General features: G+C 72.6%; 15 protein-coding genes. 6 read left to right on the top strand and 9 right to left on the bottom strand.

Translation table 11 applies throughout. The features are described from left to right. Window positions 1-33 precede the first annotated feature (33 nt). On the bottom strand, window positions 34-441 hold the full coding sequence (locus BLW17_RS07990) for a SufE family protein (protein WP_036710463.1): 408 nt from the start codon (window positions 439-441) through the stop codon (window positions 34-36). 136 nt (window positions 442-577) lie between these two features. Here BLW17_RS07990 and BLW17_RS07985 point away from each other — a divergent pair, with 136 nt between their 5' ends. Further along, window positions 578-1,072, top strand: a complete 495-nt coding sequence (locus BLW17_RS07985) for a hypothetical protein (protein WP_052175032.1) — start codon at window positions 578-580, stop codon at window positions 1,070-1,072. 46 nt (window positions 1,073-1,118) lie between these two features. On the opposite strand, the gene BLW17_RS07980 is transcribed toward BLW17_RS07985, so the two are convergent. The 5 genes from BLW17_RS07980 to BLW17_RS07960 all read right to left on the bottom strand — a co-directional run bounded on the left by BLW17_RS07980 (window position 1,119) and on the right by BLW17_RS07960 (window position 5,743). Beyond that, on the bottom strand, window positions 1,119-1,664 hold the full coding sequence (locus BLW17_RS07980) for a GNAT family N-acetyltransferase (RefSeq protein ID WP_036705091.1): 546 nt from the start codon (window positions 1,662-1,664) through the stop codon (window positions 1,119-1,121). Window positions 1,665-1,819: 155 nt separating this feature from the next. Further along, window positions 1,820-2,089, bottom strand: a complete 270-nt coding sequence (rpmA, locus tag BLW17_RS07975) for a 50S ribosomal protein L27 (protein WP_036705093.1) — start codon at window positions 2,087-2,089, stop codon at window positions 1,820-1,822. A 3-nt stretch (window positions 2,090-2,092) separates the two neighbouring features. Beyond that, window positions 2,093-2,611 carry a 50S ribosomal protein L21 gene (gene rplU, locus BLW17_RS07970; RefSeq protein ID WP_036705094.1) on the bottom strand — a complete coding sequence of 173 codons (519 nt, stop codon included), beginning with the start codon at window positions 2,609-2,611 and terminating at the stop codon, window positions 2,093-2,095. 215 nt (window positions 2,612-2,826) lie between these two features. After that, the gene (locus BLW17_RS07965; RefSeq protein WP_036733884.1) at window positions 2,827-4,653 is read right to left on the bottom strand and encodes an ABC-F family ATP-binding cassette domain-containing protein; all 1,827 of its coding nucleotides are present in this window, start codon (window positions 4,651-4,653) and stop codon (window positions 2,827-2,829) included. 61 nt (window positions 4,654-4,714) lie between these two features. Continuing rightward, window positions 4,715-5,743 carry a serine hydrolase domain-containing protein gene (locus BLW17_RS07960; protein WP_036733886.1) on the bottom strand — a complete coding sequence of 343 codons (1,029 nt, stop codon included), beginning with the start codon at window positions 5,741-5,743 and terminating at the stop codon, window positions 4,715-4,717. 120 nt (window positions 5,744-5,863) lie between these two features. On the opposite strand from BLW17_RS07960, the gene BLW17_RS07955 reads away from it, so the two are divergent. The 4 genes from BLW17_RS07955 (at window position 5,864) to BLW17_RS18795 (ending at window position 11,679) form a co-directional block, all read left to right on the top strand. After that, complete coding sequence (locus BLW17_RS07955; RefSeq protein WP_036733888.1) at window positions 5,864-6,880, top strand: Fe(3+) ABC transporter substrate-binding protein; 1,017 nt, start codon at window positions 5,864-5,866, stop codon at window positions 6,878-6,880. A 187-nt stretch (window positions 6,881-7,067) separates the two neighbouring features. After that, window positions 7,068-9,269 (top strand): NAD-dependent DNA ligase LigA, encoded by a 2,202-nt coding sequence (gene ligA / locus BLW17_RS07950; RefSeq protein ID WP_139305958.1) that lies wholly within the window; start codon window positions 7,068-7,070, stop codon window positions 9,267-9,269. Then, window positions 9,266-11,458, top strand: coding sequence for an ATP-dependent DNA helicase RecG (gene recG / locus BLW17_RS07945; protein WP_081969143.1), 2,193 nt, complete (start codon window positions 9,266-9,268; stop codon window positions 11,456-11,458). The genes ligA and recG overlap by 4 nt, the downstream gene beginning before the upstream one ends. An 89-nt stretch (window positions 11,459-11,547) precedes the next feature. Beyond that, entirely contained in the window at window positions 11,548-11,679 is a 132-nt protein-coding gene (locus BLW17_RS18795) for a hypothetical protein (RefSeq protein WP_269429082.1), read from the top strand. Window positions 11,680-11,817: 138 nt separating this feature from the next. Here the strand turns inward: BLW17_RS18795 and BLW17_RS07940 are convergent, their stop codons facing one another. Beyond that, on the bottom strand, window positions 11,818-12,273 hold the full coding sequence (locus tag BLW17_RS07940) for an iron-sulfur cluster assembly scaffold protein (RefSeq protein WP_036733891.1): 456 nt from the start codon (window positions 12,271-12,273) through the stop codon (window positions 11,818-11,820). Between the two features lie 92 nt (window positions 12,274-12,365). Here BLW17_RS07940 and hisI point away from each other — a divergent pair, with 92 nt between their 5' ends. After that, window positions 12,366-12,722 (top strand): phosphoribosyl-AMP cyclohydrolase, encoded by a 357-nt coding sequence (gene hisI / locus BLW17_RS07935; RefSeq protein WP_036733893.1) that lies wholly within the window; start codon window positions 12,366-12,368, stop codon window positions 12,720-12,722. Here the strand turns inward: hisI and gluQRS are convergent. Next, on the bottom strand, window positions 12,668-13,555 hold the full coding sequence (gene gluQRS, locus BLW17_RS07930) for a tRNA glutamyl-Q(34) synthetase GluQRS (RefSeq protein WP_036733895.1): 888 nt from the start codon (window positions 13,553-13,555) through the stop codon (window positions 12,668-12,670). The genes hisI and gluQRS overlap by 55 nt on opposite strands. After that, window positions 13,552-14,889, bottom strand: coding sequence for a methylenetetrahydrofolate--tRNA-(uracil(54)-C(5))-methyltransferase (FADH(2)-oxidizing) TrmFO (gene trmFO / locus BLW17_RS07925; RefSeq protein WP_036733897.1), 1,338 nt, complete (start codon window positions 14,887-14,889; stop codon window positions 13,552-13,554). Before trmFO ends, gluQRS begins: the two co-directional genes overlap by 4 nt. Between the last annotated feature and the right edge of the window lie 29 nt (window positions 14,890-14,918).

The following is a 14,918-nucleotide window of genomic DNA, read 5'->3' as shown; positions in this document are numbered from 1 at the left end:
CCGTCCCGCGAGGGGTGCGGGCAACGTCCCCCCTCAGGCAGCCGCGGCGCTCTCCCGGATCCGGGCCACCATTGCGCGCACCCCGTTCGAGCGTTGCGCTGACAGATGCTCGTCCAAGCCCAGCCGCGCCAGCTCGGCGGCGGCATCGATGCGGGTGACCTCGGCCACGGGCACGCCGGCGTAGAGCGCGTGCAGCACCGCGATCAGCCCGCGCACGATCAGCGCGTCGCTGTCGCCCTGAAAGTCGAAGCGCCCGGCCTCGATGCGCGGCAGGATCCAGACCTGGCTCGCGCAGCCCTCGACCTTGGTCGCCGGCACCTGCAGGGCGGGGTCCATCGGCGGCATGGCGCGGCCCAGCTCGATCAGGTGGCGGTAGCGGTCCTCCCAGTCGTCGAGGAACTCGAAGGTCTCGGCAATCTCCTCGAAGGCGGCGGTGGCCATGGGCGGTCCTTTCGCTGGTTCCGGGCTGTTAGCGCGCGGCGGCGCCAAGGTCAAAGCGGCGGCCAAGCTTTCCCTTGAGGCGCGACGGTCCGATCGCCTAAGACTGGCGCGACGCTGAACATGAAAAGGCCGCGCGATGACCCGTCCCCTCTGGATCCTCTGTCTTTGCGCGGTGCTGGCGGGATGCGGCGACAGCAGCCTCAACCCGATGCGGTGGTTCGACCGCGGCGGCGCCCCGCGCGGGCCGCAGACGCTCGAGCCGCGCGGCGGCTATGCCGACACCGACCAGCGGCTGCCGGTCCCGCAGGTCCTCTCGGCCCGGTGGGAGCCGACGGTCGAGGGGCGGCTGCTGGTGGTGACGGCCATCGCGCCGACCAAGGGCTGGTGGGACGTGGCGCTGGTGACCGAGACGCCGCAGCCGGCGGGGCGGGTGCGGCCGGGGCCGGACGGCGTGCTGCGGCTCAAGCTGGTCGGCGCGCCGCCGCTGGCCGAGGACACCGCGGCGCGGATGCCGGCGCAACCGGGTGCGGACACGCTGACCGTGGCGTTTCCGCTGAGCAACGCGGCGCTGGAGTGGATCGACTCGGTCACGATCAGCGCCGGGCTGAACGGGATCTCGCTCAAGGTCTGAAGCAGGGGCGCCAGCGGGCGGGGCGGGGCGGCGGGGCCGCCCGCGCTCAGGCCATCTGGCGCAGATAGGTCCAGGTGGGCACCCGGGCGTTGCGGGCGACCGACCAGCTTTCGGCGTCGCCGAGATAGGCGAAGCCCGCGTTGGTCAGCACCTTGGCCGAGCCGGGGTTGTCCTGAAACGCCTCGGCAAAGAGGGTGCGCGAGCCGTGCGGGTTGGCGTTGACCAGCGCCTGCACGGCCTCGGTCGCGAGGCCCGTGTTCCAGAAGCCCGAGCCGATCCAGAACCCGAGTTCGGACTGCTCGGGCTCGATCCGGGTCAGCGAGACCACCCCCAGCAGCTCGCCCAGGCCGGATTCGCTTGCGTCGATGGCCCACACGTCCTCGTGCCGGTCGGGCGACATGGCGCGGGCGACGTATTGCGCGGCGGCCCCGGGGGGCAGGGGGTGGGGGATGGCGCGGGTGCCGCAGGCCACCCGTCGGTCCGAACTGTAATGCTGGATCGGTCCCTCGTCCGAGACGCGCAGCGGGCGCAGCAGGAAACGCTCGGCCCGGATCTCGGGCTGGGTGGTGCCGATCAGCACAGCCTGGGTCATGGGGATCCTCCGGGGGGTGGCGTCCGCCACGGCGGGGCGGCGGGCGCGGGCGCGCGGTTGCGTGCGGAAATGGTGACCCGCGACGAACGCCATGCCGGAAAGCGCAAGGGGGACCGGCGCTGCCGATCCCCCTTGTCTGGCGTTCGTCGGCGGAGTTACTCGGCGGCCGGCGCGGCGGCCTGAACCGAGATGTAGGTGCGGCCCTTGAGGCCCTTGCGGAACGTCACGGTGCCTTCGGTCAGGGCGAACAGCGTGTGGTCGCGGCCCATGCCGACGTTCTCGCCCGGCCACCACTGGGTGCCGCGCTGACGCACGATGATGTTGCCCGGGATGGCCGACTGGCCGCCGAACAGCTTGACGCCGAGGCGCCGGCCGGCCGAGTCGCGGCCGTTGCGGGACGAGCCGCCTGCTTTCTTGTGTGCCATGGCTTACGCCTCCGTGCTTTCAGCGGCGGCCGTCTTGCGGGCGCGCTTGGGTTTCTCGGCCGTTTCGGCCGACTTCTCGCCCGCCTCGCCGGTCGCCACGCGGGCGGCCATCTCGGCCTGGTCGGACTTGTTCATCGCGTAGCGGTCGTCGCCCTTGACGCGCGGGCCGTTGCCCGAGCGCGCGCCGACGGCGGCCTTGACGTCCGACGAGTCGGCGCCCGATTCGAGCAGGTCGGTGACGCGCAGCAGGGTCAGCTGCTGGCGGTGCCCACGGGTGCGCTGCGACGAGTGCTTGCGGCGGCGCTTGTGGAAGGTGATGACCTTGTCGGCCTTGATGGTGTCGATGACCTCGGCCACGACGCCGGCGCCGGCGACGAGCGGCGCACCGATGGTGCCGCCGATCATCAGGATATCGTTGAACTGGACCTTGTCGCCGGGCTCGGCGGCCAGTTTCTCGACGCGCAGCACGTCACCGGATTGAACCCGGTACTGCTTGCCGCCCGTCTTGAGGACTGCGAACATGATGTCGTCTTTCGTCTCTGCCGCGCCCTGTGGCCCCGGTTTCCCGGCGTTCGGCGGGGTCGCCCCCTTGCCTCGGACAGCGCACCCCGTGGGGGGTGATTGTGAAAAATGAATGGCCGGCCAAGGCGGGTGCCCGGCCGGTCCGCGGTTATATGGCGGATGACGGCGCGCGAGTCAACGTCCATCCCGCATCCGGCCCGCATCGGGGTGGCGCGTCAGCCCTCGGCGCGGTCGGCCAGATCGAGCCATTCCTCTTCGGCCGCGGTCAGCGCCGCCTGCCGTTCGGCCAACCCTTCCGAGGCCTTGGCGAACTTGGCCGGCGCAGTCTGGAACAGGTCGGGCTGCGACAGGAATTCGGACAGCTTGCCGATCTCGGCCTCGAGCCGTTCCATCACCGCCGGCAGCGCCTCGAGCCGGTGACGCTCGCTGAAGGTCAGGCCGTTGCGCGACGCCGAAGCAGCCGTCGGGGCAGGCGCCGCCGGGCCGGCCTGGGCCGGGGCAGGGGCCGTCGTGGGGGCAAGGGCGGGCGCGTCCTCGCCCCGCTGGGCGCGATAGTCGGTCCAGCCGCCGGCATAGATCACCGCGCGGCCGTCCCCCTCCATCGCCACGGTGGTGTCGGCCACGCGGTCGATGAAGTCGCGGTCGTGGCTGACCAGCAGCACCGTGCCGTCATACTCGCCGAGGATGTCCTGCAGCAGGTCCAGCGTCTCGATGTCGAGGTCGTTCGTGGGTTCGTCCAGCACCAGCAGGTTCGAGGGCCGGGCCATGATCCGGGCGAGCAGAAGCCGCGCCTTTTCTCCGCCCGACAGGCTGCCGACCGGCGCCCGGGCCTGGGCGTCGTCGAAGAGGAAATCCTTGAGATAGGCCACCACGTGCCGCGGCTGGCCACGCACCATGACCTGATCCGAGCGCCCCGAGACCCGCACCTCGGGGTCGTTGGTCAGCGCCTCCCACAGGGTCTGGGTGTCGTCGATGGCGGCGCGGGCCTGATCGAAGACCGCGACTTCGAGGTTGGTGCCGTGCGTCACCGTGCCGGTGTCGGGGGCTGTCTCGCCGGTCAGCATCTTGATGAGGGTGGTCTTGCCGGCCCCGTTCGGGCCGACGAAGGCCACCCGGTCGCCGCGCATCACCCGCAGGTCGAAGGGCCGCAGGATCACCCGGTCGCCGAACTGTTTGCTGATGCCCTGCGCCTCGATCACCCGCTTGCCCGACTGGGTGCCAGCGTCGAGCGCCATCGCTGCCGTCCCCTGCCGGCGGATCTGCGACGCGCGTTCGGCCCTGAGCGCGGCCAGCGCCCGGACCCGGCCCTGGTTGCGCTTGCGGCGCGCGCTGATCCCCTCGACCGCCCAGCGGGCCTCGGCCTTGATCTTGCGGTCGAGCTTGTGGCGGGCCTCGTCTTCGGCCGCCCAGGTCGTCTCGCGCCAGTCCTCGAAGGCCTCGAAGCCCTTGTCCTGACGCCGCAGCTCGCCGCGGTCGATCCACAGCGTCGCGCGGGTCAGGCGGCGCAGGAAGGCGCGGTCGTGGCTGATGAGGACGAAGGCCGTGCGCGTCTCGGAGAGCTGCTGTTCCAGCCAGCCGATCGCCTGGATGTCGAGGTGGTTGGTCGGCTCGTCGAGCAGCATCAGGTCCGGCGCCTCGGCCAGAAGCCGCGCGAGCGCCGCCCGCCGCCGCTCGCCGCCCGAGGCGGTGGCGACGGGGCGGGCGGGGTCGAAGCCCAGGCCCTCGGCGGCGGCAGCGACGCGCCAGTCCTCGCCCTCGCCCAGGCCCGCGGCGGCGAATTCGCCCAGCGTGGCGAAGCCCGACAGGTCCGGGTCCTGTTCCATATAGCCGACGCGGGTGCCGGCGGGGACGATGACCTCGCCACGGTCCGGTTCGACCAGACCGGCCATGACCTTCATCAGCGTGGACTTGCCCGACCCGTTGCGGCCGACCAGCGCGACGCGGTCGCCCTCCTGGACGGTCAGCGAGAGGTCGTCGAACACCGGGGTGCCGCCGAAGGTCAGCGAGATGCCGGTGAGTTGCAGAAGCGGAGCGCGGGCCATGGCCGGGGCGGTTATCCCGCGCGCCGCCAGCCGTCAACGCGGCGCGGGCGATGGCGGGTGTTCATGCCGCCACCAGCCGCGCGGCGAGATCGTGCAGCGCGCTGCGGTAGCCCGAGCGGGCCGAGGGCTGGTCGGGGTCCGAGGTGATCGCCACCGCCGCCGCCGGCGCGCCGCCCGCGGGCGGGAACACATAGATCATCTGCCCGCCGTAGCCCCAGCCATAGCGCACCGGCCGCCCCATGCCGAAGCGGCCGACCCGGCCGATGAACCAGCCGTAGCCGTAGGATTCGCCCGAGAAGATCGAGTTGGTGCGCGGCGTCCAGCTCTCTCCGATCCAGCCCGGCGGGATCACCCCGGCGCCGCCCCGCGCATAGGCGGTGCCGAAGGCCAGGAGCGAGCGGGTGGACATCGCCATCTCGTTGCCGCCCAGATAGATGCCCTGCGGGTCCTGCTCCCACCCGGTGATGGCGAATCCGGGGATCGCGCCCAGCCAGTCGCGCGCCAGCGCCAGCGTCGAGCGGCCGCTCGCGTGGGTCAGGATCGCCGAGACGAGATGCGACGAGGCGGTGGAATAGAGCATCCGCCCGCCCGGCTCGGCCTCGAACGGCGCGGCGAGCGCGGTGCGGACCCAGTTCCCGCTGCTGACCCAGCGGCCGTAGTTCGGACCTGACTGGCGGCCCAGCCCCGCCTGCATCGAGAGAAGGTTGCCGACCGTCACGCGGGCCAGCCGTGGGTCGGGATCGGGGGGCAGGTCGGCGGGGGGCAGCAGCGCCACGATGGGTTGGTCGGCGCCGGCGATGACGCCGCGGGCGATGGCGATCCCGGCCAGCGCCGAGATCACCGACTTCGAGGCCGACTTGATGTTGGTCGGCCGGTCGGGGGTGAAGCCGTGGTAGCCGCGGGCGGCGATCTCGCGCCCGCCGTCGGGCCCGTCGCGCCAGACGGCGATGGCGCGCAGCTGGGTCAGCGCGGCGGCCTCGGCCAGCGTGGCGTCGAGCGTCGCGTCGGCGCGCACGAGCGAGGGGGCAGCGGTGAAGGCCGCGGCGGCTGCGATGAACCGGCGGCGGTCGGGGCGGGGGGATGTGGTCATGGCACGGATATGGGCACGCGCGCCGGGCGAAACAATCCGGCCTAGCGAAACGATAAGGTATTGACCCGTGGCGGTGGCCGGTCCATTCAGCGTGCGAGTAACCGACATAAGGACTCGGATATGAACCGCCTGCTGATCGCCGCGCTTGCCGGCACCACCGCGCTTCCCCTCGCCGCCGGGGCCGCTGCCGCCGCCGAGGTCAACATCTACTCGCACCGCCAGCCCGAGCTGATCCAGCCGCTGCTGGACGCGTTCACCAAGCAGACCGGCATCCCGGTCAACATCGCCTTCGTGGACAAGGGCATGGTCGAGAAGCTCAAGGCCGAGGGCGACCGCTCGCCCGCCGACCTGATCCTGACCGTGGACGTGGCGCGGCTGGGGCAGGTCAAGGACGCGGGCGTGACCCAGCCGGTCGAGGATGCGGCGCTGGACGCGGCCATCCCCGAGAGCCTGCGCGACAAGGATCACCAGTGGTACGGCCTGACCACCCGCGCGCGGATCGTCTATGCCAGCAAGGACCGCGTGGCCGACGGTGAGGTGACGACCTACGAGGACCTCGCCGATCCGAAGTGGAAGGGGCGCATCTGTACCCGGCCGTTCACCGACGACTACAACGTGGCGCTGACCGCCGCCTATCTCGCCCACCACGGCGAGGCCGACACGGTGAAATGGCTCGAGGGCGTGAAGTCGAACCTCGCCAAGAAGCCCGAGGGCAACGACCGCGGCCAGGTCAAGTCGATCTGGGCCAAGGAGTGCGACATCAGCCTGGGCAACACCTACTACATGGGCCAGATGCTCGACGATCCCGAGCAGAAGGACTGGGCCGAGTCGGTCCGCATCGTGTTCCCGAAGTTCGAGAACGGCGGCACGCACGTGAACGTCTCGGGCGTGGCGATGACGAAATCGGCGCCGAACAAGGACGCGGCGCTGAAGCTGATGGAGTTCCTCGCCAGCGACGAGGCGCAGAAGATCTATGCCGAGACCAACAACGAGTTCCCGATCAAGGCCGGGGTCGAGCGGTCCGAGCTGGTCAAGAGCTGGGGCGAGTTCACCCCGGACAGCGTCGATCTGACCGAGATCAGCCGCCTGCGGCCCGAGGCGCTCAAGCTGATCCAGCAGGTGGACGTGGACGGCTGAGCCGGCCCCTATCGTTGACCGATCCAGCCCGCGCCCTCACCGGCGCGGGCCTTTTCCTGTCCGGGCCGTGGCTCCGCGCCGGCCGACTGGACCGGGGCCGCGCCCGCGGTTAGACCTTTTCGCGGTGCCGCCCTGTCCGCGGCCGGACGAGGACGAGATGGCGGAACGGCGCACGGCATCAGACGGGATGAGCGGCCTTGAGCCTGCGGCCGAGGCCGCCGCGCTGCGTGCCGAGCTGGACGCGGCGAACCTCGCCTATCACCGTGACGACGCGCCGCTGATGGACGACGCGGCCTATGACGCCAGGAAGCGCCGGCTGGCCGAACTGGAGGCGGCTCACCCGGACCTGCCCCGCGAGGACAGCCCGACCGGGCAGGTCGGCGCCGCGCCGTCCGAAAAGTTCGCCAAGGTCCGCCACGCCCAGCGGATGCTGTCGCTCGAGAATGCCTTTGCGCCCGAGGACGTGGCCGAGTTCCTGTCCCGCATCCGCAGCTTCCTGAACCTCGGCCCCGACGCGCCGCTGGCGCTGACCGCCGAGCCGAAGATCGACGGGCTGTCCCTCTCGCTGCGCTACGAGGGCGGGCGGCTGGTGCAGGCCGCGACCCGCGGCGACGGCACCACCGGCGAGAACGTCACCGCCAATGCGCTGACGATCAAGGATATTCCCCAGCGCCTCGACGGGGCGCCAGAGGTGCTCGAGGTGCGGGGCGAGGTCTATATGAGCCACGCCGACTTCGCCGCACTGAACGCCGAGGGCGCCGAGCGGGTGTTCGCCAACCCGCGGAACGCCGCCGCCGGCTCGCTGCGGCAACTCGACCCGGCCGTGACGGCGCGCCGCCCGCTCAGGTTCTTCGCCTATGGCTGGGGCGAGGTCTCGGCGCCGCTGGCCGACACTCAGTCCGGCGCCATCGCCCGGCTGGCGGCGCTGGGCTTTCCCACGACCGCGCCGCGGCTTTGCCACACGCTCGACGAGCTGCTGGGGTTCTGGGCCGAGACCGAGCAGGCCCGCGCGACGCTCGGCTTCGACATCGACGGGGTGGTCTACAAGGTCGACGACCTCGGGCTGCAGCAGCGGCTGGGGTTCCGCGCCACGACTCCGCGCTGGGCGCTCGCCCACAAGTTCCCGGCCGAGCTGGCCTGGACCCGGCTCGCCGGCATCGACATCCAGGTGGGGCGCACCGGCGCGCTGTCGCCGGTGGCGCGGCTCGATCCGGTGACGGTGGGCGGCGTCGTCGTCTCGAACGCCACGCTGCACAACGAGGATTACATCGCCGGACGCGACAGCCGCGGCGCACCGATCCGCGACGGCCGCGACATCCGCGCGGGCGACTGGGTGCAGGTCTATCGCGCCGGCGACGTGATCCCCAAGGTCGCCGACGTGGACCTGACCCGGCGCACCAACCCCGAGCCTTTCGCCTTCCCCGAAACCTGCCCGGACTGCGGCAGCGACGCGATCCGCGAGCCGGGGGATTCGGTGCGCCGCTGCACCGGGGGGCTCGGTTGCCCGGCGCAGGCCATCGAGAAGCTGCGCCATTTCGTCTCGCGCGCGGCCTTCGACATCGAGGGGCTGGGCGCCAAGCAGGTCGAGGCGTTCTATGCCGACCCCGAGCTGGCGGTGCGCGAGCCCGCGGACATCTTCACCCTCGCCGCGCGCGACGAGGGGCGGCTTGCCGCCCGCGACGGCTGGGGGCCGCGCTCGGCCGAGAACCTGTTCGCGGCCATCGAGGCGCGGCGCCACGTGCCGCTCGCCCGGCTGATCTTCGCACTCGGCATCCGCCATGTGGGCGAGGTGGCGGCGGGGACGCTCGCCCGCCACTACGGGACGTGGGACGCGTTCCGCGATGCGGTGGACGCCGCCGCCCCCGCCGCCGCCCGCCACCGCGCGGCCGAGGAGGCCGTGGCCGCCGAACGCGCCGCGGCGCAGGCCGAGGGACGCCGCGCCGCGCTTGCCGCCGTCCGCAAGGCGGTGTGGGACGCCGCACCCTTGCCCGACGGCGCGCAGGCCGCGTGGAGCGAGCTGGTCGGCATCGACGGCTTCGGCGCGGTCGCCGCCGAGGCGCTGACGGCGGCCTTCTCGGCCCCGGCCGAGCGCGGGGCCATCGATCGGCTGCTCGCGCATCTGACCGTCGAGCCCGCGGCGGCGCCGCAGACCGCGGGCAGCGCCATCGCCGGGCTGACGGTGGTGTTCACCGGCACGCTGGAGCGGATGACGCGAGCCGAGGCCAAGGCGCGGGCCGAGGCGCTGGGCGCCAAGGTGGCGGGCAGCGTCTCGAGCAAGACCGACCTGCTGGTCGCCGGGCCCGGTGCGGGGTCCAAGGCCACCCGCGCCGCCGAACTCGGCGTGCGGGTGATCGACGAGGACGAATGGCTGGCGCTCGCGCAGGGATGAGCGGCGGTGAGGCCCCCCGCGCCCCCGAGGGCGATCCTGCGGACGCCGAAGGCGCGGGGCCGACCGGCACAGCGCCGCCCACGCCCCGGCCTCCGCCCAAGGGCCGCCCGCCGATCCTCTTCCCGCTCTTCGCCTCGGCCGAGACGCTGCCCGGCATCGGGCCCCGCGCCGCCGAGGCGCTGGCGACGCTCGCCATCACCCGGCCCCGCGACCTGATCTTCCACCTGCCCTCGGCCGGCATCCCGCGCCGCAGCGTGGGCCGGATCGCCGACCTCCGCCCGCCCGAGATCGCCACCCTCACCGTCCGGGTCGAACGTCACGCGCCCCCCTCGGCCAAGGGGCGGCCGTGGCGGGTGATCTGCACCGACGCCACGGGCGGCGCGGGCGACCTCACGCTGGTCTTCTTTCACGCCCGCGCCGCGTGGGTCGAGGCGCAGCTGCCGCCGGGCGCGGTGCGGGTCGTCTCGGGCAAGGTCGAGCTCTTCGACGGGCTGGCGCAGATGGTCCACCCCGACCACATCCTGCTGCCCTCGGACCCGACGCCTGCGGCGTTCGAGCCGGTCTATCCGCTTGCCGGCGGCCTGACCCAGCGGACCGTCGCCAGGGGCGTCGCGGCCGCGCTCGAGCGGGTGCCGCCGCTCAGTGAGTGGATCGAGCCGTCGCTGAAGGCGCGCGAGGGCTGGCCGGACTGGGCCGACGCGCTTGCCACGGCCCACGCGCCGGGGGGGATGGGGGATCTCGCCGCCGGGGCCCCGGCGCGGGCGCGGCTCGCCTATGACGAGCTGCTGGCACATCAGGTGACGCTGGCGCTGGTCCGCCGCGCCCGGCGGCGGGCGGCGGGACGGGTGACGCAGGGCGACGGGCGGCTGGCCGCGCGGGTGCTCGCCGCGCTGCCCTACGCCCCGACCGCGGCGCAGACCCGCGCGGTGGCCGAGATCGCCGCCGACATGGCCCAGCCGCACCGGATGAGCCGGCTGCTGCAGGGCGACGTGGGGTCCGGCAAGACGCTGGTCGCGCTGCTGGCGCTGATCCAGGCGGTCGAGGCGGGCGGGCAGGGGGTGCTGATGGCCCCGACCGAGATCCTCGCCCGCCAGCATCTCGCAGCGCTCGCCCCGCTGGCCGAGGCGGCGGGGGTGCGGCTCGCGCTGCTCACGGGGCGCGACAAGGGCGAGGCGCGGGCCGGGCGGCTCGCCGATCTCGCCGCGGGGCGCATCGATATCCTCGTCGGCACGCACGCGGTCTTCCAGCCCGGCGTCACCTTCCCCGACCTGCGCCTTGCGGTGATCGACGAGCAGCACCGCTTCGGCGTGGCCCAGCGGCTCGAACTGGCGGCCAAAGGCCTGCGGCCGGACATGCTGGTGATGACGGCGACGCCGATCCCGCGCAGCCTCGCGCTGGCGCAATACGGCGACATGGACCTGTCGGTGCTGGACGAGAAGCCGCCGGGGCGACAGCCGATCACCACCACCGCGGTCCCCGACACGCGGCTTGAGGCGGTGGTCGCGCGGCTGGCCGACGCGATGGATCGGGGCGCGCGCGCCTATTGGGTCTGCCCGCTGGTCGAGGAAAGCGAGCAGGTGGACCTGACCGCCGCCGAGGACCGCTATCGCGCCCTTTCCGCCCGCTTCGGGGACCGGGTGCGGCTGGTCCACGGCCAGATGCCGCCCGAGGCGCGCGACGCGGCGATGGCGGATTTCGCTGCCGGGCGGGCGCAGCTTCTGGTGGCGACGACGGTGATCGAGGTCGGCGTCAACGTCCCCGAGGCCACCATCATGGTGATCGAGCGGGCCGAAAGCTTCGGCCTTGCCCAGCTTCACCAGCTCCGCGGGCGGGTCGGGCGGGGGACGGGCGCTTCGAGCTGCCTGCTGCTCTATCACGAGCCGCTGGCCGAGGCGGGGCGGCGGCGGTTGCAGATCCTGCGCGAGACCGAGGACGGGTTCCGCATCGCCGAGGAGGATCTGGCGATGCGCGGCGCCGGCGACGTGATCGGCACGGCGCAATCGGGCCTGCCGCGGTTTCGCATCGCCGATCTGGAACGGCAGGCGGACCTGCTGGCGCTGGCCCGGCAGGATGCGCGGCTGTTGGTTGAGACCGACCCCGAGCTCGCCTCGCCCCGCGGGCAGGCGGTCCGCAACCTGCTGTGGCTGATGGAGCAGGACCGCGCCCTCGCGCTGATGGCGGCCGGCTGAGCGCTCGCGTAAATAGTTCTTAAAATGTTCTTTACCGAATCGGCGGAACATGAGAACAAAAGGGCAACCGTTAACGAGAGGTGCCCGTGATGAGACCGACCGTGAAGCCGACCCGCACCCTGCCCGATCTGCCCGATGCCCTGGCCGACATGCTGGGGGTCGCCGCGATCGGCGTGGCCACACTCACCGTGCTGTGGCTGCCCGCGCTGGCTGGCGTGTGAGGTCATGCAAGCTCGCTGACAGCTTGCCCTGTTCTGTTCTGCCCCGCGTCACCCCGAACGATCCGCCTGATCGTCGCCGGAGTCCCCCGGCCTCATGGTAGCGCGCAACTGGCCGGCCCTGGCAGGGGCCGGTCTTTTTCATTCCCGCGTATCGCCCACGGCCGCAGCCTCCTCGGCCGCCTCGGCCGCCGCCTGCCAGGCGAGCAGGATCGAGGCGTGGCGGTTGGGAAACTCGCGCGCCGCCAGCAGCGCCTCGGCGCCGTCGAAGGGCGGCGCGGGCGGGGCGGCGGCCTCGGCCAGCATGGCCCGCAGCGCGTCGCGGGCGCGGGCGAGCTCGGCCGGCGTGCGGCCCATGACCGCGCCGCCCAGCACCGCCGCCGAGGCCTGACCCAGCGCGCAGGCCCGCACCTCCTGCGCAAAGCCCACGACTCGCCCATCCGCCAGCACCACGTCCGCCGTCACGGTCGATCCGCATTGCGGCGAGCGGAAGCTGGCGCTGCCCTGCGGCGCGTCGAGGCGGCCCAGATGCGGGATGTCGGCCGCCAGCGCCAGCAGGCGGCGCGAGTAGAGCGCCATCAGATCGTCGTCGGCCATGCGGTCCCCCTGTCTGCGGTCCCCCTGTCCCGGCGGCTTTCCCCGGCCGGTGCTGCGGTCTAGATAGGCACGCGGCCGCGAAAGGAAAACCGATGTTCAACCCCGCCACGCTGCGCTACGACGCCAACGGCCTGATCCCCGCCATCGCCCAGGACCATGCGACGGGCGAGGTGCTGATGCTCGCCTGGATGAACGCCGAATCCGTGGCCCGGACGCTGGCCGAGGGGCGCGCGGTCTACTGGTCGCGCTCGCGCCAGGCCTTCTGGGTGAAGGGCGAGACCTCGGGCCACACCCAGCGGCTGGTCGAGATGCGGCTCGACTGCGACCGCGATTGCCTGCTTTTGCTGGTCGATCAGGTCGGCCCGGCCTGCCACACCAACCGCCGCTCGTGCTTCTACACCGCGTTGCGCGAGGGCGCCGAGGTCGAGCTGTCCAGGCCGATCATCTGACGGATGTCCTCCGGCGTCCGCCCCTCGGCACAGTAGAGCGCGAGCGCGCGGGCGTCGTCGCGCTTGGCAAGCCGGCGGCCGGAGTCGTCGCGGATCAGCCGATGGTGCAGATAGTCGGGCTGCGGCAGGTCCAGCAGCGCCTGCAGCAGGGCGTGGATGTAGGTGGCGTCGAACAGGTCCTTGCCGCGCGTCACCAGCGTGATTCCCTGCGCCGCGTCGTCCACCACCACCGACAGGTGATAGCTCGTCCCCATCCCGCGCCGGGCCAGCACCACGTCGCCGATCCCCGCCACCATGTCGGCCGCCGCGAGGCGGTGCGTGGTCCCCGGCAGCACCGCGCGGTCGTGAAAGCCGACGCCGTCCGTGCCGAGCCGGGCGAGCGCCGCGCCCATGTCCAGCCTTATGGCGTCGTCTGGGCCAGCCTCCGACATCGGCCGCCCCCGGCAGGTGCCGGGATAGACCGGCCCGTCGGGGCCGATCACCGCGCCCTCCTGCGGGGCCGAGAGTGCCGCGGCGATGTCGGCCCGCCGGCAGCGGCAGGGGTAGGTGAGACCCATGTCCGCAAGGCGGTCGAGCGCGGCGCGGTAGGCGGGCAGCCGCTCGGACTGGCGCATGACCGGGGTGGGCCAGTCGAGGCCGAGCCAGCGCAGGTCGGTCTCGATCGCGGCCTCCCACTCGGGGCGGCAGCGGGCGCGGTCGATGTCCTCGATGCGGAGAAGGAACCGCCCGGGCGCCGCATGGGCGGCGGCGGTCAGGGCGGCGAAGGCATGGCCGAGATGCAGCGGCCCGGTGGGCGAGGGGGCAAAGCGCGTGACCTCGCCCCCGGGGGTCATGCGGTGGCCAGCCACGCGGTGAAGTCCTGCTTGGCGCGCTCGGTGTAGGCCGGGTAACGGTCCTTGCGGCCGCGCCGCCCGCCCCTGGCCTCGACCGGCGGGAACAGGCCGAAGTTGACATTCATCGGCTGGAAGCTTTTGGCCTCGGCGCCGCCGGTGATGTGGTGCACGAGCGCGCCCATGGCGGTCGTCTGCGGCGGCGGACCGAGATCGCGCCCCAGCGCCTCGGCCGCAGCCATCCGCCCGGCGAGCAGGCCCATCGCGGCACTCTCGACATAGCCCTCGACCCCCGTGACCTGGCCTGCGAAGCGCAGGTGGGGGTGGGCGCGCAGCCGCAGCCGGTCGTCGATCAGCGTCGGCGAATTGAGGAACGTGTTGCGGTGGATGCCGCCCAGCCGGGCGAAGCTGGCGTTTTCCAGCCCCGGGATCATGCGGAACACCTGGGTCTGCGCGCCGTATTTCATCTTGGTCTGGAAGCCCACGATATTATACAGCGTTCCCAGTGCGTTATCCCGGCGAAGCTGAACCACCGCATAAGGTTTCTCGGCCGGCTTGTGGGCGTTGGTGAGCCCCACCGGCTTCATCGGCCCGTGGCGCAGCGTCTCGCGCCCGCGCTCGGCCATGACCTCGATGGGCAGGCAGCCGTCGAAATACCCAGCGGTTTCGCCCTCGTGGAACTCGGTCTTTTCGGCGGCGAGGAGCGCGTCGATGAACGCCTCGTACTCGTCGCGGGTCATCGGGCAGTTGAGATACGCGGTGCGCTCGTCCTCGGTCTCGCCCTTGTCATAGCGCGACTGCCGCCACGCCACGCTCATGTCCACCGTGTCGGCGTGGACGATGGGTGCGATGGCGTCGAAGAAAGCCAGCGCATCGGCCCCCGTCTCGGCCCGGATCGCCGCGCCGAGGGCGGGCGAGGTCAGCGGGCCGGTGGCGAAGATCCAGCGGCCGTCCGGGGGCAGGGCGTCGATCTCGCCCGGCTGGAACGAGACCAGCGGCTCGGCCCGCAGCGCCGCGGTGACGGCGGCCGAAAAGGCGTCGCGGTCCACCGCCAGCGCGCCCCCCGCGGGCAGGCGGTAGCGGTCGGCCATCGCCATGATCAGCCCGTCTGCGGCCCGCATCTCCCAATGCAGCTGGCCCACGGCGTTGTTCACGTCGTCGTCCGAGCGGAAGCTGTTCGAGCACACCATCTCGGCGCAGTCGCCGGTGCGGTGGGCGAAGGTGCCGACCTCGGGGCGCATCTCGTGGATTACCACGGGCACGCCCGCGCGGGTGATCTGCCAGGCGGCCTCGGACCCGGCCATGCCGGCGCCGACGATATGGATGGGATCGCTCATGGGATGGACCTAGCAGCGCGGGGCGTCAT

Source organism: Paracoccus sanguinis (genome assembly GCF_900106665.1).
Taxonomy (GTDB): Bacteria; Pseudomonadota; Alphaproteobacteria; order Rhodobacterales; family Rhodobacteraceae; genus Paracoccus; species Paracoccus panacisoli.
The sequence above is the reverse complement of the archived record's forward strand: the minus strand, read 5'-3'. Positions and strand labels throughout refer to the sequence as shown.